Annotated in this window: 21 protein-coding genes; 9 read left to right on the top strand and 12 right to left on the bottom strand. The window is 70.3% G+C overall.

The annotated features are described in order from the left end of the window. Positions 1-136: 136 nt before the first annotated feature. The 5 genes from AC07PR_RS01990 to AC07PR_RS02010 are packed head-to-tail and all read left to right on the top strand — an operon-like array spanning position 137 to position 5,736. Positions 137-1,111 carry an ABC transporter substrate-binding protein gene (locus AC07PR_RS01990; RefSeq protein WP_495134209.1) on the top strand — a complete coding sequence of 325 codons (975 nt, stop codon included), beginning with the start codon at positions 137-139 and terminating at the stop codon, positions 1,109-1,111. Beyond that, a complete protein-coding gene (locus tag AC07PR_RS01995) occupies positions 1,111-2,637 on the top strand; it encodes a sugar ABC transporter ATP-binding protein (RefSeq protein WP_495134210.1) in 1,527 nt (508 codons plus the stop codon). The genes AC07PR_RS01990 and AC07PR_RS01995 overlap by 1 nt, the downstream gene beginning before the upstream one ends. A gap of 10 nt (positions 2,638-2,647) precedes the next feature. Continuing rightward, positions 2,648-3,673, top strand: coding sequence for an ABC transporter permease (locus AC07PR_RS02000; RefSeq protein ID WP_495134833.1), 1,026 nt, complete (start codon positions 2,648-2,650; stop codon positions 3,671-3,673). After that, positions 3,670-4,653: a galactofuranose ABC transporter, permease protein YjfF gene (gene yjfF / locus AC07PR_RS02005; RefSeq protein ID WP_495134211.1), complete on the top strand. Its 984-nt coding sequence runs from the start codon at positions 3,670-3,672 to the stop codon at positions 4,651-4,653. Before AC07PR_RS02000 ends, yjfF begins: the two co-directional genes overlap by 4 nt. A 57-nt stretch (positions 4,654-4,710) precedes the next feature. Then, positions 4,711-5,736, top strand: coding sequence for a glycoside hydrolase family 43 protein (locus AC07PR_RS02010; RefSeq protein ID WP_495134212.1), 1,026 nt, complete (start codon positions 4,711-4,713; stop codon positions 5,734-5,736). Here AC07PR_RS02010 and AC07PR_RS02015 read toward each other — a convergent pair. The 11 genes from AC07PR_RS02015 to AC07PR_RS02065 all read right to left on the bottom strand — a co-directional run bounded on the left by AC07PR_RS02015 (position 5,724) and on the right by AC07PR_RS02065 (position 18,222). Beyond that, positions 5,724-6,674, bottom strand: coding sequence for a LysR family transcriptional regulator (locus AC07PR_RS02015; protein WP_483106442.1), 951 nt, complete (start codon positions 6,672-6,674; stop codon positions 5,724-5,726). The genes AC07PR_RS02010 and AC07PR_RS02015 overlap by 13 nt on opposite strands. 15 nt (positions 6,675-6,689) lie before the next feature. After that, positions 6,690-7,451 (bottom strand): FadR/GntR family transcriptional regulator, encoded by a 762-nt coding sequence (locus tag AC07PR_RS02020; RefSeq protein WP_495134213.1) that lies wholly within the window; start codon positions 7,449-7,451, stop codon positions 6,690-6,692. A 16-nt stretch (positions 7,452-7,467) separates the two neighbouring features. Beyond that, entirely contained in the window at positions 7,468-9,408 is a 1,941-nt protein-coding gene (locus tag AC07PR_RS02025) for a glycoside hydrolase family 97 protein (RefSeq protein WP_495134214.1), read from the bottom strand. Next, complete coding sequence (locus AC07PR_RS02030; RefSeq protein WP_495134215.1) at positions 9,405-10,358, bottom strand: glycoside hydrolase family 43 protein; 954 nt, start codon at positions 10,356-10,358, stop codon at positions 9,405-9,407. The genes AC07PR_RS02025 and AC07PR_RS02030 overlap by 4 nt, the downstream gene beginning before the upstream one ends. A gap of 86 nt (positions 10,359-10,444) precedes the next feature. Next, complete coding sequence (locus AC07PR_RS02035; protein WP_495134216.1) at positions 10,445-11,812, bottom strand: extracellular solute-binding protein; 1,368 nt, start codon at positions 11,810-11,812, stop codon at positions 10,445-10,447. Beyond that, the gene (locus AC07PR_RS02040; RefSeq protein WP_495134217.1) at positions 11,812-12,648 is read right to left on the bottom strand and encodes a carbohydrate ABC transporter permease; all 837 of its coding nucleotides are present in this window, start codon (positions 12,646-12,648) and stop codon (positions 11,812-11,814) included. Before AC07PR_RS02040 ends, AC07PR_RS02035 begins: the two co-directional genes overlap by 1 nt. Continuing rightward, positions 12,645-13,550, bottom strand: coding sequence for a carbohydrate ABC transporter permease (locus AC07PR_RS02045; protein ID WP_495134218.1), 906 nt, complete (start codon positions 13,548-13,550; stop codon positions 12,645-12,647). Before AC07PR_RS02045 ends, AC07PR_RS02040 begins: the two co-directional genes overlap by 4 nt. Continuing rightward, positions 13,547-14,659 (bottom strand): ABC transporter ATP-binding protein, encoded by a 1,113-nt coding sequence (locus AC07PR_RS02050; protein WP_495134219.1) that lies wholly within the window; start codon positions 14,657-14,659, stop codon positions 13,547-13,549. The genes AC07PR_RS02045 and AC07PR_RS02050 overlap by 4 nt, the downstream gene beginning before the upstream one ends. A gap of 74 nt (positions 14,660-14,733) precedes the next feature. Further along, positions 14,734-15,747, bottom strand: a complete 1,014-nt coding sequence (locus AC07PR_RS02055; protein WP_495134220.1) for an arabinan endo-1,5-alpha-L-arabinosidase — start codon at positions 15,745-15,747, stop codon at positions 14,734-14,736. 16 nt (positions 15,748-15,763) lie between these two features. Continuing rightward, positions 15,764-17,212, bottom strand: coding sequence for an aldehyde dehydrogenase family protein (locus AC07PR_RS02060; RefSeq protein ID WP_495134221.1), 1,449 nt, complete (start codon positions 17,210-17,212; stop codon positions 15,764-15,766). An 80-nt stretch (positions 17,213-17,292) separates the two neighbouring features. Continuing rightward, on the bottom strand, positions 17,293-18,222 hold the full coding sequence (locus AC07PR_RS02065; protein WP_377155040.1) for a dihydrodipicolinate synthase family protein: 930 nt from the start codon (positions 18,220-18,222) through the stop codon (positions 17,293-17,295). Between the two features lie 215 nt (positions 18,223-18,437). Between AC07PR_RS02065 and AC07PR_RS02070 the strand changes: the two genes are divergently transcribed. From AC07PR_RS02070 to AC07PR_RS02080, 3 genes are read left to right on the top strand one after another with little or no spacing between them, the layout of a single operon-like run. After that, on the top strand, positions 18,438-19,190 hold the full coding sequence (locus tag AC07PR_RS02070) for an SDR family NAD(P)-dependent oxidoreductase (protein ID WP_495134222.1): 753 nt from the start codon (positions 18,438-18,440) through the stop codon (positions 19,188-19,190). Further along, entirely contained in the window at positions 19,187-20,134 is a 948-nt protein-coding gene (locus tag AC07PR_RS02075) for an SMP-30/gluconolactonase/LRE family protein (protein ID WP_495134223.1), read from the top strand. The genes AC07PR_RS02070 and AC07PR_RS02075 overlap by 4 nt, the downstream gene beginning before the upstream one ends. Beyond that, positions 20,131-21,225: an aldose epimerase family protein gene (locus AC07PR_RS02080; RefSeq protein WP_495134224.1), complete on the top strand. Its 1,095-nt coding sequence runs from the start codon at positions 20,131-20,133 to the stop codon at positions 21,223-21,225. The genes AC07PR_RS02075 and AC07PR_RS02080 overlap by 4 nt, the downstream gene beginning before the upstream one ends. Before the next feature lie 75 nt (positions 21,226-21,300). Here the strand turns inward: AC07PR_RS02080 and AC07PR_RS02085 are convergent, their stop codons facing one another. After that, positions 21,301-21,936, bottom strand: coding sequence for a TetR/AcrR family transcriptional regulator C-terminal domain-containing protein (locus AC07PR_RS02085; protein ID WP_495134225.1), 636 nt, complete (start codon positions 21,934-21,936; stop codon positions 21,301-21,303). A gap of 137 nt (positions 21,937-22,073) precedes the next feature. Here AC07PR_RS02085 and AC07PR_RS02090 point away from each other — a divergent pair, with 137 nt between their 5' ends. Continuing rightward, positions 22,074-23,270 (top strand): efflux RND transporter periplasmic adaptor subunit, encoded by a 1,197-nt coding sequence (locus AC07PR_RS02090; protein ID WP_495134226.1) that lies wholly within the window; start codon positions 22,074-22,076, stop codon positions 23,268-23,270. The last annotated feature ends 9 nt before the right edge of the window (positions 23,271-23,279 follow it).

A 23,279-nucleotide genomic window follows, 5' to 3' on the forward strand; every position in this document is an offset into this window, starting at 1 on the left:
ATCGATCAGGACATCGCCCGCGCAAGAAATGTGATTGGTCCGGCATCCCTGCCCTCCCTACGATCGCTGTCACCTCACGAGGCGCGTCGCCGCTGGACGCGACCTCCACACCAACACCAACGAGGAGACAACGAACATGAAGACGACCCGTCGTCATCTGCTGGCCCTGGCCGCGCTCGGTCCGGGCCTGGGCCTGGCCGGCACCGCCGCCTTCGCCGCCGACAAGCCGCTCGTCATGGGCTTCTCCCAGGTCGGCGCGGAAAGCGAATGGCGCACCGCCAACAGCAACTCGATCAAGGACGCGGCCAAGCAGGCCGGCATCACGCTCAAGTTCGCCGACGCCCAGCAGAAGCAGGAGAACCAGGTCAAGGCCATCCGCAGCTTCATCGCGCAGCGCGTCGACGTGATCGCGTTCTCGCCGGTGGTCGAGTCCGGCTGGGACACCGTCCTGCGTGAGGCGAAGAACGCCCGGATCCCCGTCATCCTCACCGACCGCGCGGTCAAGGTCAGCGACCCGTCCCTCTACGTCACCTTCATCGGCTCCGACTTCGTCGGGGAGGGCCGCAAGGCCGGACGCTGGCTCGTCGACTGGGCCAGGAAGAACGCCCCGGCCGGCGACGTCAACATCGTCGAACTCCAGGGCACCGTCGGCTCGGCGCCGGCGCTCGACCGCAAGCGCGGCTTCGAGGAAATCCTCGCGTCCGAGCCCCGGCTGAAGATCGTCCGCTCGCAGTCCGGCGACTTCACCCGCGCCAAGGGCAAGGAGGTCATGGAAGCCTTCCTGAAGGCGAAGGACAAGAAGATCCACGTCCTGTTCGCGCACAACGACGACATGGCCATCGGCGCCATCCAGGCGATCGAGGAGGCCGGCCTCAAGCCCGCCAAGGACATCGCCATCGTCTCCATCGACGGCGTGCGCGGCGCCTTCCAGGCCATGGCCGCGGGCAAGCTCAACGTCACCGTGGAGTGCAACCCGATGCTCGGCCCGCAGCTGATGCAGCTGGCCAAGGACGTCGTCGCCGGCAAGTCCGTCGCCCGTCGCATCACGACCGAGGAAGGCGTCTTCACCGCCGACGTCGCGGCCAAGGAACTCCCCAACCGCAAGTACTGATGGACGCCCAGGCACCGCTGCTGTCGCTGAGCGGCATCGACAAGGGCTTCCCCGGCGTGCGGGCGCTGTCGGGCGTCGGACTGCGGCTCTTCGGCGGCGAGATCCACGCCCTCATGGGCCAGAACGGCGCCGGCAAGTCGACGCTCATCAAGGTCCTCACCGGCCTGTACGCGCCCGACGCCGGCGTCATCGAGCTGGCGGGCCGGCCCATCGCGCCGCGCTCCACCGCCGACGCGCAGGCCCTCGGGATCAGCACGGTCTACCAGGAGGTCAACCTCGTGCCCAACCTGTCGGTGGCCGAGAACCTCTTCATCGGCCGCTACCCGCGCCGCTGGGGCCAGATCGACTGGAGGCGCATGCGCGCGCGGTCGCGTCAACTGCTCGCCGAACTGGAACTCGACCTCGACGTCGACGCGCCGCTCGCCCGCTGCTCGCTGTCCGTCCAGCAGATGGTGGCGATCGCGCGGGCGCTCAACATCTCGGCGCGGGTGCTGATCCTCGACGAGCCCACCTCCAGCCTCGACGAAGCCGCCGTCCAGCACCTGTTCCGCGTGATGCGGCGACTGCGCGGGCAAGGCCTGGCCATCCTCTTCGTCACGCATTTCCTCGATCAGGTCTACGCCGTCTCCGACCGCATCACCGTCATGCGCAACGGCTGCACCGAAGGCGAATATCCGGCCGGGGAACTCGGCCGGCTGGCGCTGGTCCACAAGATGGTCGGCCCGAACGTCGCATCCTCGACACCGCCGCCGGCCTGCGCCCAGACCACCGAACCCGCGCTGACCACGCACGGCCTCGCGCGGCGCGGCGCGTTGCAGCCGCTCGACCTGGAGATCCGCCGCGGCGAGGTCCTGGGGCTGTGCGGACTGCTCGGCTCCGGCCGCACGGAAACCGCGCGCCTGCTCTTCGGCGCCGACGCCGCCGATGCCGGCGACATCGAGGTCGACGGGCACCGGCAGCGCTTCGCCTCGCCGCGCCAGGCGATCGCGAAGGGCCTGGCGTTCTGCTCCGAGGATCGCAAGCTCGAAGGCGCGATCCTCGCGCTGTCGGTGCGGGAGAACATCGTGCTCGCGCTGCAGGCGCGCCAGGGCTGGTGGCGCGCGATCGCGCTGAAGCGTCAGCAGGCCATCGCGGACGACTACGTGCGCCGCCTCGGCATCAAGACGCCGGACATCGAGACGCCCATCGGCCTGCTCTCGGGCGGCAACCAGCAGAAGGCGCTGCTGGCGCGCTGGCTGCTGACGCAGCCGGGCCTGCTGATCCTGGACGAGCCGACGCGCGGCATCGATGTCCGCGCGAAGGAGGAGATCATGGACGAGGTCCGCCGGCTGTGCGCCGAAGGCGGCGCGAACGACCGGCGCATGGCGGTGCTCTTCATCTCCTCCGAGCTGCCCGAGGTCCTGCGCTGCAGCGACCGCATCGTCGTGCTGCGCGACCGCCAGGCCGTGGGCACCTACGCGCGCGGAGCGCTCGACGAGCGCTCGGTGCTGGAAGTGATTGCCGGTGAGAGACCCGCCCGTGATTGAGACCCTTCCCCTGCGCGGCGCCGCGGAGGCGCCGAAGCGGCGCGCCCGTCTGGCGCTCTTCGTCGAGCATCCGCTGCTGCGCCCGGTCGCCGCGCTCGCGGTCCTGCTGCTGCTCGACGTGATCTTCCTCCCCGGCTTCTGGCACCTGGAGATCAAGGGCGGTCATCTGTACGGCCCCTTGATCGACATCCTGAACCGCGCGGCGCCGCTGATGCTGGCGGCGCTGGGCATGAGCCTGGTGATCGCGACCCGCGGCATCGACGTGTCCATCGGCGCGGTCGTCGCCATCGCCGCGACGGTGGCCGCGTCGCTGGTGGCCGCGGACCAGCCGCTGGCCGTCGCGTATGCCGGCGCGCTCGGCGCCGCGCTGCTGTGCGGCGTCTGGAACGGCGCGCTGGTCGCGGGACTGAAGCTGCAGCCGATCATCGCGACGCTGATCCTCATGGTCGCCGGTCGCGGGCTGGCGCAACTGCTGTCGGACGGCCAGATCCTCACCGTCTATCGCGAGGACTTCTTCGTCCTGGGCGGCGGCTACCTGCTCGGCCTGCCGGTGTCGCTGTGGATCGTCGCCGCGCTGGCGCTGGCCACCTCCGCGCTGCTGCGCAGGACGGCGCTGGGCCTGTTCATCCAGGCCGTGGGCTTGAATCCGGTCGCGTCGCGCCTGACGGGCCTGCGCACCGCGACGCTGATCTTCGGCACCTATGTCTTCGCGGCCGCCTGCGCCGGCCTGGCCGGCCTGATGATCGCCTCCAACATCCGGAGCGCCGACGCCAACAACGCGGGCCTGCTGCTGGAGCTCGACGCCATCCTGGCCGTGACGCTGGGCGGCGCCTCGCTGGCCGGCGGCAAGTACCACCTCGCCGGCGCGCTGGTCGGCGCGCTGATCATCCAGACACTGACCACGACGATCTACTCGCTCGGCGTCCCGCCGGAGGTCAACATGGTCGTCAAGGCCGTCGTCGTCTTCATCCTCTGCATCCTGCAGTCGAGCGAACTCCGCCCGATGCTGCGCCGCCTGCGAGGGCCCGCCCGATGAACCCACCTGCCCTCTTCCACCGCTGGCTGCGGCACCCGGCGTTCAGCGCCCAGATCACGGTCGTGCTGCTGCTCGCGCTGATCGCGGCGGGCGGCGCGCACTACACCGGCTTCGCGTCGCCGCAGGTGATGCTCAACCTGGTCATCGACAACGCCTACCTGCTGGTGCTCGCCGTGGGCATGAGCCTGGTCATCCTGTCGGGCGGCATCGACCTGTCCGTCGGCGCGGTGCTGGCGCTGTCCACGACGGTCGCCGCCTGGCTGCTGCACCACGCGCACTGGCCCGCGTGGGCCGTGATCGCGCTGGTCCTGGGCGGCGGTGCGGCCTTCGGCGTCCTGCAGGGCGCGCTGATCCACGGCTTCAAGCTGCAGCCCTTCATCGTCACGCTCGCCGGCATGTTCCTCGCGCGCGGCCTGTGCTACCTGGTCAGCATCGACTCGATCACCATCGAGGATCCGACCTTCGTCGCCGTCTCGCAGACCCAGTGGCGCGTGCCCGGCGGCTTCGTCTCGCCGAGCGCCGCCATCGCCGTCGCGGTGCTGGTCGCGGGCATCTGGCTCGCGCACCGCAGCGCCTTCGGGCGGGCGGTCTACGCGCTCGGCGGCAACGAGCAGTCGGCACTGATGATGGGACTGCCGGTCGGTCGCACCAAGCTGACGGTCTACGGCCTCAGCGGCTTCTGCGCCGCGCTGGCCGGCCTGCTCTTCGCGTTCTACATGCTCAGCGGCTACGGCCTGCATGCGCAGGGGGCCGAACTCGACGCGATCGCCGCCGTCGTCATCGGCGGCACGATGCTCAGCGGCGGCTACGGCTACGTCGCCGGGGCGTTGTCCGGCGTGCTGGTGCTGGGCGTGATCCAGACGCTGATCGCCTTCGACGGAACGCTCAGCTCGTGGTGGACCAAGATCGTCATCGGCGCGCTGCTGTTCGTCTTCTGCGTCGTGCAACGGCTGCTGGCGCGTCCCGCCGCGCCGGTCTGAGCCCATTCACCGCTTCCCCCGCTTCCCCGCCCTCGTCCCTTCACTGCCCACGCGCCCATGCTCCGCTTCCCGATCCATTCCCTGCGCGCCACCCTCGCTGCCACGGCGGCGGCCGTGCTCGCGCTGGCCGTCCCGGCGCAGGCCGCCAACCCGCTCTTCCCGCGGCTCTACACGGCCGACCCCGCCGTGCTGGTGGACAACGGCCGCGTCTATCTCTACGTCGGCCACGACGAGGCCGCGCCGGACGGCAAGGACTTCGTCATGAACGAATGGCGCGTCTACTCGAGCTGCGATCTGGCGACGTGGACCGACCACGGCGCGGTGATGAAGGCCGTGGATTTCCGATGGGCCAAGGGCCGGGCCTGGGCGTCGGACATCGCCAGGCGCGTCGTCGACGGCAGGGCGACCTACTTCTTCTACACGACGGTCGAGCACGCGACGATTCCCGGCTTCGCGGTCGGCGTGGCGAGCGCCGACAGCCCCACCGGTCCGTTCAAGGATGCGCGCGGCTCGGCGCTGATCACCAACGACATGACCCGGCAGACCGACATCGCCTGGGACGACATCGACCCCGCGGTCTTCGTCGACGACGACGGCCAGGCCTACCTCTACTTCGGCAACACCGTGCTCAAGTACGCGCTGCTGAAGCCGTCGATGACGGCGCTCGCGGGCCCGATCACGGCCGTGCCGGTCAAGGACTTCACCGAGGCGCCCTACCTGCACAAGCACGGTGCGACCTACTACCTGTCCTACTCGCAGCACTTCCCCGAGGAGACGGCCTACATGACCGGACCCGGACCGACCGGTCCGTGGACGCCGCGCGGCGTGATCATGGCCAGGAACGAGAAGACGCCGACCATCCATCAGGCGATCTTCGACTTCAACGGCAGGAGCTACATCGCGTATCACAACGCCAAGCTGCCCGGCGGCGGGGAGTTCCGCCGTTCGGTCGCGATCGAGGAGCTGCACTACGCCCCCGACGGCACGATCCGCTTCGTGCCGCAGACCGACGCCGGGCCCGCACCGAACCCGTCGCCCGGCTGCCAGGGCCCGTCCCGGCCCGGCGCCGCTCAGTCCTTGTAGAGCTCCTTCGCCACGCCCTGGACCTCCCGCAGCAGCGCCCGCGCGCCCGGCGACAGCAGGTGGCCCTCACGCGTGATGATGCCGAACGGGTCCATGCTGCACGGCAGCTCGATCGGCAGGATCGCCAGCGCCCGCAGGGACGCGTAATAGCGCGCGACCTCGGCCGGCATCACATGCAGCGAGTCCGTCTGCTGCAGCAGCGCGGTGATCACCAGCAGCGCCGTCGTGTCGACGGCGTTGGCCGGCGGATCGATGGCCGCGCGACGGAACATCTGCTCCCAGCGGTGGCGCAGCACGCTGCCCGGCGGCGGCAGGATCCACGCCTGCGTCGCGAGGTCCGACAGGGTCAGGTCGTCGCGACTCAGCAGCGGATGTCCCAGGCGCGCCACCGCGCAGGCGGGTTCGCCGCTGAGTTCCTCGTACTGCAGGCCGGCGCCGCTGTCTTCCTCCAGGATGCGCCCGATCATGAAGTCCAGCGTGCCGCGCTGCAGCTGATCGAGCAGCACTTTGCTCGTCTCCAGCTGCACGCCGATGCGCAGCAGCGGCGCGCTGGCCTTCACGCGCGCGATCGCGCGCGGCAGCAGCGACATGCCCGGCGTCATGATGACGCCGACCTCGACCTGGCCCGTCAGTCCCTTCTTCAGCGCGACGATGTCTTCGTGCGCGGCCGCCAGGCTGGTCAGCGCCATGCGGGCATGACGGATCATGGTCTCGCCGAACAGCGTGGGCTCCATGCCGCGGGGCAGGCGTTCGAAGAGCCGGACCTCGAGCATGTCCTCCAGGTCCTTGAGCTGCTTGGACGCCGCGGGCTGGGTCATGCACAGCGCCTCGGAGGCGCGATGGATGTTGCGGTGCTCGTCCAGCGCGATCAGCAGCAGCAGCTGCCGCGTCTTCAGCCGCGCGCGCAGGAACCAGTTGGGATTGGGGGCGTCGTCCATCGGGTCCAGGTTCGCTCAGGCGAGATCCACGATGCCCTTGGCGGACAGCACGTTGCTCAGGTCGTCGCCGGTCTCCTGCAACTGGACCAGCGTCGCCTGCCGCGCGCCCAGCGGGTCGCGGTTGCGGATCGCCGTCAGGATCGCCTCGTGGCGGGGCAGCGACAAGGCGTGCGTGTTGGGCAGCTGGCTGCTCAGCAGGATCGACTCCCGCAGCGCGAGCGACAGCATGTTGCCGATGTAGGCCATCAGGTCGTTGTTGGTGGCCTCGGCGATGTGGCGGTGGAACGCCAGGTCGGGCTCAAGCAGCTGCTTGGTGTCGGTCGCCGCGGCCATGCCGTCGAACGCCTCCTCGATGCGGTGCAGCTGGTCGGTGGTCGCGGCCTTGGCGGCCAGCGCGGCGGCGGCCGGCTCGAAGACGCGCCTCACCTCCATGAGGGTGTTCAGGAACTCCTGCTGAGGCTTGGACTGGATCAGCCAGTAGAGGACGTCCGGATCGAGCAGGTGCCACTCGTTGCGCGGCCGCACGATCGCGCCGGCGCGCTGGCGCGAGACGACCAGTCCCTTGGCCACCAGCACGCGCACCGCCTCGCGCAGCACGGGACGGCTGATCTCGTAGCGGTCGAGCAGTTGCTGCTCGCCGGGCAGCCGGTCGCCGGGCTCGAGTCCGCCCGAGACGATGGCCAGCCCGAGCTCGCTGACGATGCGACCGTGCTGGCTCTTGCCCTCGGCGCGGCGCGCGCGCGGGCTGTAGGTCGAATGGTCGGCGCGGGTCTTCATATCGGGCGGCAGGCTATCACGGGTGGCCGGGCTCGAAACTTGCGACAAATCCCCCCCTCGCGGGCAGCGTGATGCGCTGAACGCCCCCGCCACGCAGCGCCTCGGTCCGGAAATCGCGCGGGCCGTCGCCTTCGCCGATCAGCGTACCGACGCGACCGGCGAGAAAGCGCAGGTCGAGCGACAGCGTGCGGGGTTCCGCCTCGGCGTTGATGGCGGCGACGACCCACCGATCGCCCGCGCGGCGCGCCAGCGCCACGGACTTGCCGGGCTCGCCGGCGAGGAAGCGGACATCGTCCCATTGCCGCGGCAAGCCGCGCAGGAAGGCGCGGACGTACTCGGGGACCGCCGCCATGCCCTCCGGTGTTTCCGCGTAGTGCTGGACGCCCGACAACAGCAGCACCGACAGCGCCAGCTCGAAGCCGTTGCGCGTCGCGCGCTTGAGATTGGGGATGTCGCCGAAGACCACCGGCGTGAAGTCCATCGGATCGAACAGGTTGCGCGCGAACGGCAGCATCGCGAGATGCGCCGGCACCGCGTCCTGATCGGCCTGCTCGAAGGTCGCGAACTCGAAGCCCTTCACCGCTTCCGCCGTCATCAGGTTCGGATAGGTCCGGTTCCATCCGCGCGGCAAGGTCGCGCCGTGGAAGTTGAGCAGCAGGCCGGCCCGGGCGGCGTCCTCGAGGAGGTCGACGTAGTACCGGATCACCGACTGGCCGTCGCCGGCGAAGAAGTCGATCTTCAGGCCCTTGATGCCGGCGTCGGCCAGCTTGCGGAACTCGGCGCGACGCCGGGCGGGATCGATCAACGCGCCCTTGGGCGAATACTCGGTCTCGTTCCAGGCACCCGAAGAGTTGTACCAGAGCCAGAGCCCGACCTGCCGGCTCCGCGCATGGGCGATCAGCGCCTGGATCCGCTCCCAGCCGATCTTGCGGTCCCAGTCCGCGTCGATCAGCGTGTAGGGCCAGCGCATGTCGGCGGCGTAGTCGATGAAACGCTTCTGCACGTCGTAGACGGTGCCGTCGTCCTTCAACAGCGCCCAGCTCCATGAGGCCGGGCCGGGCTTGATCCGGTCCGCCGCAAACGGCACGGCCGGCGCCGCCAGGTCGGTGCCCAGGGTCGACGCCATCAGCGCGGGCAACGGCGCGGCGGCGATCACGCGCCACGGCGGCGTCGTCATCGGGCCCGCCACGTCGGCCAGGCGGCCGCCGCCGGTGACGACCTCCGCGGCCATGGGCTGCCCGAGGCGGTACTCGCCGCCCTCGGACGCGGCCTGCAGACGCGACGCATGGAAGGACCCGTCCATGCCGGCCTCGGTCAGCGTGACCCAGGTCGCCGACGGATCGGTCGCGTCGCCGACCCGGTACAGCGCCGGGAACACCCACCCCGCCGGCGACGGGGACGGCTCGCCGACCGGGATGTCGCGACGGTAGTGTTCCTCGTAGGCCGGATTGGTGTTCTTCCAACCGGTCTGTGCCACCTGCATCGGCTGCAGCCAGGCGCGCGCGGCGGCGGGGAAGCGGAAGCTCGTCAATTCCTCGACGAAGCGCTTGCGGACCGGCACGGCCTCCGCAACGACGTAGCGGAAGGCCACGCCGTCGTTGAACGCGCGCCACTCCACGCGCAGCACCTGGCCGCGGCTGTTGACGATGCGGCAGGCGACGGCGCGATACGGCTGGTCCACCCGGCGCTTCTTGCCGGTCAGCGCGTAGCGCTCGCGGCCCGAGGTGACGGGCCCGCAGCCCTTCAGCGCCAGCCCGTCCACCCACTCGACGCCGTCCAGACGGAGACCGAGCCGCGACGGCAGCAGCACGTCGCCGCCGGCGCGGCTCACCGTGTAGCGCAACGCGGTCGTCTCATCGAGCGCCATCGACACGCTGAGCGCGCCATCCGGACTTGTCAGCACCGGCGCGGCCTGAACGGCCAGCGGTGCCAGCATCGCGAGCAGCCAGGTCCTCATGCGTCCCCCCACGGCACCGGTCCATCCGGCAGCGGCTGAGCGAAGTCCGGCAAGCCGTCCGCGCGCCAGCGGAAGGGCTGCACGCGCGCATGCCGATTGGGATCGTGCAGGGGATCGCCGACGATGTCGCGGTAGTTGCGGGCGTGATAGACGAGCAGGTCCGTCTGCCCATCGGGGGTCGTGGTGAAACTGTTGTGCCCCGGTCCGTACTGCCCGTTGGCGCTGGCGAAGACCGGCGTCGGCGACTTCTGCCAGATCGAGGGGTCCAGCAGGTCCGCCGCCGCGTCCGCCCAGAGCAGGCCCATGCAGTAGTTCGCGTCGGTCGCGGCCGCGGAGTAGGCGATGAACACGCGGCCGTGCCGCTGCAGCACCGCCGGCCCCTCGTTGACCGAGAAGCCGATGCGTTCCCAGGGCAGCAGCGGCTCGCTGATCCGTGTCGGCGCGCTCTTCAAGGTCCAGGCATTCGCCAGCGTCGCCAGGTAGAGGTTGGTCTTGCCGTCCCGGGCCGTGTCCGCCTCGGCCCAGCACAGGTACTGCTCGCCGGCGTGGCGGAAGGTGGTCGCATCGAGCGCGAAATCGTCCAGCGGCGTGCGGATCTGGCCCCGTTCGACCCATTCGCCGCGCGTCGGATCGTCGTGGACGTTCTCCAGCACATGCATGCGGATCTTCCAGATGTCGTCGCGCTGGCCACCGGCGAAGTAGATCAGCCAGCGTCCGTCGACGCGATGCAGTTCCGGCGCCCAGATGTGCCAGCTCGCCGGGCCGTGCGCATGGCGCGTCCAGACGATCTTCGGCTCGGCATGTGGGAGGTCCCCGATGCGCGCGGCGCCGCGCAGCTCGATCGCATCGAAGCCGGGCACCGACGCAGTGAACCAGTAGCGGCCGTCGTGCAGCGACAGGTGCGGATCGGCGCGTTGGGGAATGAGCGGGTTGGACCAGTTCAGCGACATGGCATCGGCGCGCGCGGCGCGGTCAGGAGGGAGGAAGGACGATCACGTTCCGGGACACGGGCGGGCGACTCATCTGGCGACTCATCTCAGCGCCTCACCTTCTTCAGCGCCTTGTTCACCTGCTTCTCGACGTCGGCCTGCACCTCGGCGACCGGTTTGCCGGAAATCAGCAGGTTGCTGACGTCCTCGCCGATCAACAGCTCGATCGCGCGCTGCGTGGGCACGTTGCCGGGCATCGCGGCGCCGGTCCGCGTGATCTCGGTCAGGTTCTCGCGGAAGGGCAAGGCGCGGAAGGCCTCGCTCTGCGCCACCGAACGCCGCACTGGCAGATGCCCCGTGCGCGCCCACTCGGCGCTGTGCGTCCAGATGAAGCGCAGCAGCTTCAACGCGGCGGCGTGCTGTTCCGGCGTCGCGGCGCCGCCCTTGAGCAGCGCCCAGCTGTGCCCGTCGGCGAAGACCGCCGGCCGCTGGTACAGCTGCGGGAACGGCACGACCGTGTAGCCGCCCCGCAGCGCCGATCCGGGCCGCTTCGCCTCGCGCAGGAACTGGTCGATCGTCCAGGTGCCGACCACCACCACGCCTGCCTCGCCGTTCAGGAAGGCCTGGTTGGCCGCGCCGTAGTCGAGATCGGGCTTCACGTGACCCTCGGCGTACAGCCGCTGCATCAGCGTCAGCGCGTTGACGACCTGCGGCTGATGCATGTCGATGCGGCGACCGTCGTCGCTGAAGAGCCGGGTGTCCTGCTGCGCGATCAGCGTCTGGAAAGTGCGGTTGGTCGCCGCCGTCTCCTTCACGATCGCCCAGGCGAAGAACGGCTTGCCGGTCCGCTGCTTGAATTGCCGGGCCATCGCCAGCAGCTCGTCCGGGGAATGCGGCAACCGGGGTCTGCCGTCCGCCCCCATCAATCCCGCCTGGCCCATCAGCGTCGTGTTGACGTGCCACAGCCAGGCCCAGGTGTCGAACGGCAGCGCGTAGATCTGGCCGTTCAGCGTCACGCCGCGGCGGGCGTGATCGGTGAAGTCGTTCAGGTCGATGCCCAGCCCGGGCAGCTCGGCGTCCAGGGGCTCGACCAGCCGGCGTCGCACGTAGTCGCCCAGCGCGGATTCGTGCATCACCGCCACCGTCGGGATGTCCTTGGCGACCAGGCGCGCCGTCAGCTGGTCGTAGTACGGCGCCCATTCCGCCACCTGCGTCTTCACCCGGATGCCGTCGGTGTTGGTCGCGTTGAATTCGTTGATCAGCGCGGTGACGATCCCGCATTCGCCGACACCCTGGCTCGTTTCCTTGACCGCGCCGAACTTCGCGTCGCAGCTGCCGAAGAAGCGCATCAAGGTGATCTCGGTCCTGGGCGGGACGGGTGGCTCGGCGTCGTGCTTGCCGCAACCGGCGAGCAGCGCCGCGCACGTCGCGAGCGCCGCGAGCGCCGCGAGCGCCGTGAGCAGGGACTTGTTCATCACGAGCGCCCCGTCCCGGCCACGGCCGTGACCAGATGCTTCTGGAAGAAGAGATAGATCATGAGCACCGGCGCGCCGGCGAAGACCGCCTGCGCCATCAGGAAGCCCAGTCCCTCGGACTGCGCGAAGTTGGTCTGCGTCGACGCCAGCCCGCGCGTCAGCGTGTACATCTCGGGCTGGGTCGCGATGACCAGCGGCCAGAGGTAGTCGTTCCAGCAGGCCAGGAAGGTGAAGATCCCCAGCGTCGCCTGCGCCGGCAACGTCAGCGGCAGCACGACGCGCAGGAAGGTCTTGAAGCGCGAGGCGTTGTCGAGCAGCGCGGCCTCCTCCAGGTCGATCGGCACGGCCTTGAAATACTGCGTCATCAGGAACACCCCGAACGGGGCCGCCAGGCCCGGCAGCGCGAGCCCTGCGATGCTGTTCTGCAGGCCCCAGTCGGAGAACAGCCGGTGCAGCGGGATGAAGACGCTCTGCGACGGCACGGCCAGGCCGAACAGGACCAGCGCGAACAGCGCGCGGCGGCGCGGGAACTCGCAGCGCGCGAAGCCGTAGCCCGCCAGCGACGACAGCACCAGCACGCCCAGCGTCTGCAGCGCGGCCACCAGCGCGCTGTTGCCGAGCCAGCGGAACACCTGCGAGGTCTGCAGGATGTCCGCGTAGTTGGCGAGCGTGTACGGCGGCGCCAGGAAGACGTCGGTGCGGACCATCAGCAGCTCGTTGGGCTTGAACGACAAGGCCAGCACCCACAACAGCGGCAGCATCCACAACGCGGCCAGCAGGACCAGGGCGGCCATGACCGCGCGGTCGAACCAGCCCTTGCGCAGCATCGGGGTCATCGGCCGCCTCCCTGCGCGGCGTCGCGCCGTTCCAGCCACATCTGCACGGAGACGCCCACGAGCATGACCCCCAGCAGCACCTGGGACGCCGCCGTCGCATACCCCAGCGAGAGCTGCATGAAGGCCTGCTCGTAGATGAACTGCACGATCGGCCGCGTCGTGTTGTTGGGGCCGCCGTTGGTCATCAGCATGATCTGCGGGAAGACCTGGAACTGGCGGATCACCTCGATCACCGCGACCAGGGCCACGGTGCGCCGCAGCGCCGGCAGGGTCACGTGCGTCAGCGTGCGCCAGCGGCCGGCGTTGTCCAGCGCGGCGGCCTCGTAGACGTCCGACGGGATCTGCTGCAGCGCCGACAGGAACAGCATCATCGGCAGGCCGACGATCCACCACACGGTCACCAGCGCCAGCGTCGGCAGCGCGAGCGCCTCGCTGGTCAGCCACGGCAGGGACGGCAGACCGACCGCGGCGCTGCCCTGCGCGACGAGGCCGCGCTCCGGCATCAGCGCGAGCTGCCACACCAGCGTGATCAGCGTCACCGAGAACACGCTCGCGCAGAAGAACACCGCGCGCAGGAAGGCCGCCAGCCGGCCCGGCCGGTTCAGGGCCAGCGCCAGCATCAGCGACAGGACGACGAAGACCGGCACGCTGATCAGCACGAAGCGGATCGTGTTCCAGACGACCTGGTGGAAGACGTCGTCCTCGATCAGCTCGCGGTAGTTCTGCCAGCCGATGAAGAAGCTGTCGTTGGACAGCAGGTCATGGTCGTGGAAGCTGATGAACCAACCCTTGGCCAGCGGCCAGAGGAGCAGCAGCACGTAGACCGCGACGAAGGGCAGCACGAACAGCGCATGCGCCGGACGCGACGCGCGCCATCCGACGGACGGGGACGCGGTGCTCATGCCGGGGTTCCCTGTGGCGCGGCCGCTTCCGCGTGGGGCGTCGCATGGTGGGCGCGCCCCTTTCCGTCGAAGAGATGGGCCTCCTCCATCGCCAGCGACAGCTGGACGGACTCGCCCACGGCGGGCGACACGCCCGCGACGGTCGCGATCGCCCGCGTGCCGTCGACCAGCCGCACGTGCGCCAGCGTGCGCTCGCCGAGGAACTCGACCATCTCCACCTGCGCCGCCAGCGGACCGCGCGCCGCGGTGACCAGGTGCTCCGGCCGCACGCCCAGCGTCAGCTCGCTGCCGGGCACGGCGTCGCCGACCTGCGTCACGACCTCGTGACCGCCGGGCAGTTCGGCGACGGCCCGGCCCTGCCGATCGGCCAGGCGGCGCACCGGCACGAAGTTCATGCCCGGCGTGCCGATGAAGCCGGCGACGAAACGCGTCGCCGGGCGACGGTACAGCTCCGACGGCGACGCGACCTGCTCGATGCGTCCGGCGTTCATGACCACGATGCGCGTGGCCAGCGTCATCGCCTCGATCTGGTCGTGCGTGACGAAGATCATCGTCGCGCCCAGCCGGCGGTGCAGTTGCGCCAGCTCCAGCCGCGTGCGTCCGCGCAGCGCGGCATCGAGGTTGGACAGCGGCTCGTCGAAGAGGAAGATCGCCGGCTCCTTGACGACCGCGCGGCCGATCGCGACGCGCTGCCGCTGGCCGCCGGACAGCTGGCCCGGCTTGCGCGCCAGCAGCGCGTCGAGCTCCAGCATCCGCGCCGCCTCCTGGATGCGCCGGCCGATCTCGTCCTCGGGCAGGCGGATGTTGCGCAGGCCGAAGGCCAGGTTCTCGCGCACCGTCATGTGCGGATACAGCGCGTAGTGCTGGAACACCATCGCCAGCCGGCGCTGTCCCGGCGCGGCGTGGGTGACGTCCTGGCCGCCGATCCGGATGCGGCCGGCGGTGACCTCCTCCAGCCCGGCGATCATGCGCAGCAGGCTGGTCTTGCCGCAGCCGGACGGGCCGAGGAAAACGATGAACTCGCCCGGCGCCACGTCGAGCGACAGGTCGGGGATGACCTGCACCGCGCCATAGCGCTTGCCGATCTGCTCCAGCGTGAGAGCTGCCAAGGGAATGTCTCCTGATGCTTCTGGGTTCGCCGGGGATCTTCTCGGATCTTCTCCGGCGGCGGTGGCGGCGCGGTCTACAGGCCCGGCCAGCCGTCCTCGGTCCAGCGGAGTTCGCCGAACCGCAACTTGGGCTTGCCGCCGTCCTCCGCGTCATAGGCGTGCCGGACGATCCAGCGGCCGACCACGTCCTGGTGCCCGGGCCCGATCCAGCGGCCCGCGCCCTGCTCCACCGGCGTGCCGCCGCCGTCCATCAGGTCGCGCCCATCGCGGTCCAGGAACGGCCCTTGCGCTGATCGCGCCCGGCCGACGCGGATGTTGTACGTGCTGGCCAGGCCGCGGCAGCAGAAGTCGTGCGAGACGAACAGGTAGACCCAGTCGCCGTGCCGCACGAGGGTCGGCGCCTCGATCGCCCCCCCGGCGCCGGCGCCCGCCTTGGAGGCGCCGCGGGCGATGAAGCGCGTCGGTCCGGTCGGGCGCATCGTCGCGGGATCGAACTCGACGACACGGATCCCGCCCCAGAACGAGCCGTAGCTGAGCCACAGCCGGCCGTCGCCGCCGGCGTCCGCGACATCGATGAACAGATCGGGATCGATCGCGTTGAAGTCGTCGCGCTCGACGCTCGCCACGACGAGGCCGTCGTCACGCCACGGCCCGTCGAGCGACGCGCTGCTCGCCAACCCGATCGCCGAGCGGTTCCTGCCGAAGGTCGAGATCGAGTACAGCAGCCAGTACCGCCCCTTCCACGCGAAGACCTTGGGCGCCCAGACGTCCAGTCCGCGATGCGCGGGCACCGCCTCGGCCCACCAGGCCGGGGCTTGCGTCAGCGCCGGCGCCAGGCGCCGCCAGCGGCGGCCATCCTCGGAGCGCAGGTGCTGGATGCCCTGGCCCGTCGCGAAGACGTGGAAGACGCCGTCGCGCTCGATCAGCGTCGGATCGTGCGCGCCCGCGGGGTCTTCCATCGCCGCCGCGGCATCCGCCGGGGACGGGCCGGAGGGCACCGCGTTCGAACACGCCGCCGCCAGGGCGACGAGCCACGCCGCGCCGGCCGACAGGGCCAGGCGCGCGAAGCGATGCGGGATCGGCGTCATCGCGAGCTCGGCGCCATCAGCCGGGGAAGGTGTAGGCGGTCTTGACCGTCGTGTAGAACTCGCGGGCATGGCTGCCCTGCTCGCGCGGGCCGTAGCTCGATCCCTTCGTGCCGCCGAACGGCACGTGGTAGTCGACGCCCGCCGTGGGCAGGTTGACCATCACCATCCCGGCCTGCGCATGCAGCTTGAAGTGGGCCGCGTGTTTCAGCGAGCGGGTGCAGAGGCCGGCGGAGAGGCCGAACTCGGTGTCGTTGGCCAGCGCCAGCGCCTCGTCGTAGTCGCGCGCGCGGACCACGTTGGCGACCGGACCGAACACCTCCTCGCGGTTGATCGTCATGGCGTTCGTCGTGCCGGTGATCAGCGCGGGCACCTGATAGAAGCCGGGGGTCTCGCGCTCGACGACCTCGCCGCCGAAGGCGAGCGTGCCGCCTTCCTGCTTCGCGATGGCGACGTAGCGCAGGTTCTGGTCGAGCTGGCGCTGGTCGACGACCGGTCCGATGTCGGTGCCGGCCTTCAGCGCATGGTCGACCTTGAGCGTCTTCATCTTCGCCACGACGGCCTCGACGAAACGGTCGTGGATGCCGTCGGTGACGATGATGCGGCTCGACGCGGTGCAGCGCTGACCGGTCGAGAAGAAGGCGCTCTGCACGGCCGCGTTGACGGCCACGTCGAGCTCCGCGTCGTCGAGCACGATCAACGGGTTCTTGCCGCCCATCTCGGCCTGCACCTTGGCCTGGCGCGCGGCGCAGGCGGCGATGATGCGGCGGCCGGTGGCGACCGAGCCGGTGAAGCTCAGCGCCCTGACGCGGGGCGAATCGACCAGCGTCTGCCCGACCTGCGAGCCCGCGCCCATCACCAGGTTGAAGGCGCCCCGGGGCAGCGCGGTGCGCGACAGGATCTCGGCGAGGGTCCAGGCGCAGCCCGGGACCAGCTCGGCCGGCTTGAAGACGACTGTGTTGCCGTAGGCCAGCGCGGGCGCGATCTTCCAGGCGGGAATCGCGATCGGGAAATTCCACGGCGCGATCAGGCCCACGACGCCGACCGGCTGGCGGAGCACGTCCACCGACACGCCGGGCCGCACCGACGGCAGCGACTCGCCGCCGCAGCGCAGCGCCTCGGCGGCGAAGAACTTGAAGATCATCGCGGCGCGGTGCGTCTCGCCCAGGCCCTCGGCCAGGGTCTTGCCTTCCTCGCGGGACAGCAGGCGGCCGATCTCGTCGCGGCGGGCGAGCAGCTCGTTGCCGACCGCGTCCAGCACGTCGAAGCGCTGCTGCGGCGTGGTGGACGCCCAGGCGGGGAACGCCGCCTGCGCGGCGGCGATCGCCGCCTCGGTCTGCGCCGCATCGGCTTGCGCGTACAGGCCGATCACGTCACCGGTATCGGACGGGTTGATGTTGGGACGCTGATCGACACCGGCGACCCATTCGCCGCCGATGTAGTTCTGGAATTGGGGGATCTGGCTCATGACGGGCCTCGGGGGTTGGAGTCGTGGCCGACTCGGGCGCGGACTCGGGGTGGGACTCGGAGCGGGACTGCGGAACGGACTCAGCGCGCCCAGCGCAGCACCAGCGGATCGAGGCGCCTGGCCGCGTCCAGCAGACCGGCGCGGACATGCGGGTTCATCGTCGGGAACGGATGACGCGGCAGGTCGCAGGCGATCACGCCGCCCTCCTTCATCAGCGCCTTCGCGGTCAGGATGCCGCCCTGGCGGTTCTCGTAATTGATCAGCGGCAGCCAGCGGCCGTATTCGGCCACGGCGGTCTCGCGATCGCCCGCGGCGTAGGCATCGACGATGCGGCGGATCCCGTCGGGGAAGGCGCCGCCGGTCATCGCGCCGGTCGCGCCGGCGTCCAGGTCGGCCAGCAGCGTGATGGCTTCCTCGCCGTCCCACGGGCCTTCGATCGTGTCGCCGCCCAGCGCGATCAGTTCGCGCAGCTTGCTGGCGGCGCCGGCGGTCTCGATCTTGAAGTAGCGGACCTGCTCGATCTCCCGGGCCATCCTCGCCAGGAAGGGCGCGGGCAGCGGCGTGCCCGACATCGGCGCGTCCTGGATCATCACCGGGATGTCGATCGCATCGGAGAGGCGCGCGTAGAACTCGTGGATGCCGGCCTCGCCCACGCGCAGCGTCGCGCCGTGGTACGGCGGCATCACCATCACCATCGCCGCGCCCATCTCCTGCGCCATCCGGCTGCGCTCGGCGCAGATCTGGGTGCTGTAGTGCGTGGTCGTGACGATGACCGGCACGCGGCCGGCCACATGCTCGAGGATGGTCCGCGCCAGCACCGCGCGCTCGTCGTCGCCGAGCACGAACTGTTCCGAGAAATTGGCCAGGATGCACAGCCCCGTCGAGCCGGCGTCGATCATGAAGTCGACGCAACGCTTCTGGCTCTCGAGGTCGAGGCCGCCCTGCTCGTTGAACGTCGTGGGCACGACCGGGAACACGCCCTTGTAAGGTCGGGGGAAGCTCAGGCTCATGTTGTCTCCAGGAGGCTTCGTGTTTCTTGTGGATCGAATTAAAGTATTACTTTATTTGGAGTCATATCCGTGCAAACCCGGATCTGCCCGAGATTGACTTGGCAAATAGTCAGACTTATAGAATTGACCCCCTTGCCGCCGGGAGGCCAGGACGGCCGACCGGCGGCACCGACACGAAGAGGCGCGACACTCGCGCCCGCACCCACGGAGACGACATGACCAGCGCCATCTATCCCAGCCTGCGCGACCAGCGCGTGCTCATCACCGGCGGGGCGACCGGCATCGGCGCGACGCTGGTGGAGCGCTTCGCCGCGCAGGGCGCGCGGGTGGGCTTCATCGACATCGCGGCGGACGCCGGCCGGGCGCTGGCGGCGAAGCTGCCGGGCAGCGCCTTCGTCGCCGCCGACCTGACCGACATCGCGCAACTGCGCGCCGCGATCGCGGCGCTGCGGGCGCAGCTCGGCGGTCCGTTCAAGGCGCTGCTGAACAACGCCGCCAACGACAAGCGCCATGCGCTGGAGGACGTCACGCCGGAGTTCTGGGACCAGGCGATCGCCGTCAACATCCGGCACCAGTTCTTCGCCGCGCAGGCGGTGGCGCCGGACATGAAGGCGCTGGGCGGCGGCTCGATCATCAATTTCGGCTCGTTCAGCTGGATGCTCATGCAGGGCGGCATGGCGGCATACACGACGTCCAAGGCCGGGGTGCAGGGGCTGACCCGCTCGCTGGCGCGCGACCTGGGGCCCTTCAACATCCGCGTCAACACGCTGGTGCCGGGCTGGGTGATGACCGAGAAGCAGCTCAAGCTGTGGGTCAATGACGAGACGAAGCAGGAGATCGACGCCAACCAGTGCCTGAAGCAGCCGCTGATGCCGGACCACGTCGCGGCGATGGCGCTGTTCCTCGCGGCGGACGACAGCGCGATGTGCAGCGCCCAGGACTACATCGTCGACGGAGGCTGGGCGTGAGCGCGCCGGGGTCCTGGACGTCCACGTCCGCGAACACGTCCGCGACCGCGACGTCCACCGCCAAGGTCCACGTCGACTGCCGGGACCGGCTCGGCGAATGCGCGCTCTGGTGCGACCGCGAGCAGGCGCTGTACTGGACCGACATCGACAGTCACCGGCTGTCGCGCTGGCAAGCGAGCGCGTCGCCGACGGGCGACGTCACGCAGTGGTCGATGCCGGAGGCGCTGGGCAGCTTCGCGCTGTGCGAGGCCCCGGGTCGGCTGCTGCTCGGGCTGGCGTCCGGCGTGGCGCTGTTCGACCTCGCCACCGGCGAGATCGGCCCGCTGACGCCGGTCGAGGTCGATGAGCCGCGCACCCGCATCAACGACGGCCGCTGCGATCCGCAGGGGCGCTTCGTGTTCGGCATGTTCAATCCGCACGGCGCCGCGGTCGGCGGGTATTACCGCGCGGAGACGGCCGGCGTCGGCATCGGGCGGGGGCTGAAGGTCGAGCGGCTGCCGTTGCCGCCGGGGATCGTCGGCAACTCGCTGAGCTTCAGCCCCGACGGCGGCACGCTGTACTACACCGACTCGCCGACGCGCACGATCTGGGCCCTGCCCTATCACGCCGACGGTCGGCTGGGCGAGCGGCGCGTCTTCGCGCAGTGGCCGATGGACGGCGGCGAACCGGACGGCGCGGCGGTCGATGCCGACGGCGGGCTGTGGTCCGCCGCCTGGGGCGACGGCGTCGTGGTCCGCTTCGATGCACAAGGGCGCGAGACGCTGCGTCTGGCCTTGCCCGCGTCGCAGCCGACCTGCCCGGTCTTCGGCGGTCCGGCGCTGGACCGGCTGTTCGTCACCACCGCGCGCAAGGACTGCGAGCATGAGCCGCTGGCCGGCGCGGTCTTCGAGCTCGATGCGCACGGCCATCGCGGCCGCGCGCCCTACCGGTTCCGCACGCCATGACACCGATGCAACGCAAGGTCTACGGTCACCTGCCCGACGGGCGGCCGGTTCACGAGTACACGATGGACAACGGCCGCGGACTGCGGCTGTCGGCGATCACCTATGGCGGGATCGTCACGCGGCTGGAGGTCCCCGATGCCCGCGGTCAACTCGCCAACGTCGTGCTGGGGCTGCCGACGCTGGAGGACTACGTCCTGCGCAATCCGCATTTCGGCGTGATCGTGGGCCGTTATGGCAACCGGATCGCGAATGCGGCCTTCCGGATCGATGGCGAACGGCATGCGCTTCCCGCCAACGACGGCGCCAATTGCCTGCACGGCGGCCCGCGCGGCTTCGGGCTGCAGTTGTGGCGCGCGGAGGCGGAGAGCGACGACTGCCTGCGTTTCGAACTGGACAGCCCGGACGGCGATCAAGGCTTTCCGGGACGGCTGCGGGCGGTGGTGCGGTACCGGCTGGTCGAGGACATGGGCTGGCAGGTCGAGTACGAGGCGACGACCGACCGGCCGACGGTGGTGAACCTGACGCACCACGACTACTTCAACCTCGCGGGTCATGGATCGGCGCTCGACCACGAGCTGCAGATCGCCGGCAGCCGCTATTGCGAGATCGACGCCGCGTCGATTCCGACGTCGATCGCGCCGGTGGCCGGCACGCCCTTCGACTTCCGGGAATCGCAGACCATTGGGTCGCGCCTGCGTGAGGGGCATCCGCAGTTGCGCCACGGCAAGGGCTACGACCACCACTGGGTACTCGATGGCCTTGTCGATGGCCTCGTCGACGCCCCTCTCGGCGCCCGTGCCGATGCCCAGCCCCACCTGGCGGCGCGACTGCGCGATCCGGTGTCGGGGCGTTGGATGGAAGTCCTGACGACGGAGCCCGGCGTGCAGTTCTATTCGGGCAACTTCCTCGACGGCAGTCTGCTCGGCAGCGGCGGGGAGTTCATCCGGCAGGGAGACGGGCTCTGCCTCGAAACCCAGCACGCCCCCGATTCGCCGAACCGCGCGGTCAGCGCGGAGTGGCCGTCGACGATATTGCGGCCGGGCGAGGTCTACCGGAGCCGGACCTTGCATCGCTTCGGCGCGACTCCGTAGTCACTCGCCGGCGCGCCGTCCCGCTTGGCGTTTCAGCCGCCGGAGCGGTCAGCGTTCCGGCCTGCCGGCCAGAGGTCAGTGCTTCGGCCTGCCGGCCAGCAGCGCTTCCGTGGCGTAGGCCCGGAGAAACGCGTCCACCGCGCGTTGGGCGGAACGCTTGATCTGCGTCCGACTCAGCGGCGGCAGATCGCGATGAAACCAGCGGTGATACTGCTCCGCGTTGACCAGCCCGCCGAACTGCTGGGCCAGGATCCCCGGATCCTCGCGGCGCAGTTCGCCGAGCGCCACCGCTTGCCGGAACATGTCCGCCACCACCGTCAGGCCGCGCTTCGGGCCGGCCTCGTAGAACAGCCGGCCGATGTCGGAGTGCCCCGCCGCGCCCAGCACCATGCGGTGCGCCGCCACCGACTCGTCGCTGGTCAGGAAGCCCACCAGCTTCTCCGCGAACCGCAACAGCGTCGCCTCAAGGTCCCCGCCGCGGTACTCGGCGATCTCGGCCAGCGCCGCGGCCATGTGCCGGTCGCCCGTCGCCGCGGTCACGGCGAGGAACAACTCCTCCTTCGACGCGAAGTAGCCGTAGATCGTCGACTTCGATCCGCCGATGCGCTTGACGATCTCCGCCATCGAGGCGCGCTCGTACCCGAACTCCAGGAACACCTGCGAGGCCGTCTCCAGGATCGCCTCGCGGCGGGCTTCTGTGCGCACTTTCACGACAACTCCTTAACCGTACCAATCGGTCTATTTTTGCTTGACACCCATGAACTGTCAAACCAATAATCCGCCCGTCAATACCGAACCGTTCGGTACATTTTCAAGAACACCGCCCCTGCTCGACCTGGAGTCCCGTCATGCGCATCCGCCCTGATCCCTTCCTGCCCACGGCGCTGCTGGCCGCCGCCGCGGCGCTGGCCCTCACCGCCTGCGGCGAGCCCCCCGGCCGGCCCGTCATGGGCGCGGGCGGCCCCCCGCAGGTCAGCGTCACGACCGTGACGACGCAGCGCCTGGCGCTGACCACCGAGCTGCCCGGCCGCGTGACGGCGGCGCTGGTCGCCGAGGTGCGGCCCCAGGTCGGCGGCCTGGTGCAGGAGCGCCGCTTCAAGGAAGGCGGCGAGGTCAAGGCCGGGGAGCTGCTCTACCAGATCGACCCGGCGACCTACCGCGCCAGCGTCGACAACGCGCAGGCCACGCTGGCCAAGGCGCAAGCCACGCTCGTGTCGGCGCGGCTGAAGGCCGGCCGCTACAAGGAGCTGTCCGTGATCAAGGCGGTCAGCCAGCAGGACGCCGACGACGCCGAAGCCAGCCTGCTGCAGGCGCAGGCCGACGTCGGCGCCGCGCAGGCGGCGCTGCAGACGCAGCGCATCAACCTCGCCTACACCCGCATCACCGCGCCGATCGGCGGCCGCATCGGCCGCTCCACGGTGACGCCGGGCGCGCTGGTCACCGCCAACCAGGCCGCCGCGATGGCCACGGTGCAGCAGCTCGATCCGATCTACGTCGACGTCACCCAGTCCAGCGGCGCGCTGCTGGCGCTCAAGCGCTCGCTCGAGAACGGCCGCCTCAAGAGCGGCACGGCCGCCGTGCGCCTGGTGCTCGAGGACGGCAGCGTCTATCCGCAGGCCGGCACGCTGCAGTTCTCCGAGGTGACGGTGGACCCGAACACCGCCGCCGTGACGCTGCGCGCGGCGTTCCCGAACCCGCGCGGCGACCTGCTGCCCGGCATGTACGCCAAGGCGGTGATCGAGGAAGGCGTGATCGACCAGGCCGTGCTGGTGCCGCAGCCGGCCGTCAGCCGCGACAGCACCGGCAAGCCGGTCGCCTTCGTCGTGGACGGCGACGGCCGGCTCGCGCAGCGCGCGCTGACGACGGAACGGGCCATCGGCGACCAGTGGCTGGTCGGCAGCGGCCTGAAGGCGGGCGACCGGCTGGTCGTCGAAGGCCAGCAGAAGGCGCGCCCCGGTGAGCCGGTCGAGGTCAGGACCGCGACCGCCCCGGTCGCCCCCGCCGTCAAGACCGCATCGGCCAGCGCCGCCGCGGGCGCGAACTGAGCATCGGAC

Source organism: Roseateles sp. GW821-FHT09H11 (assembly GCF_059415845.1).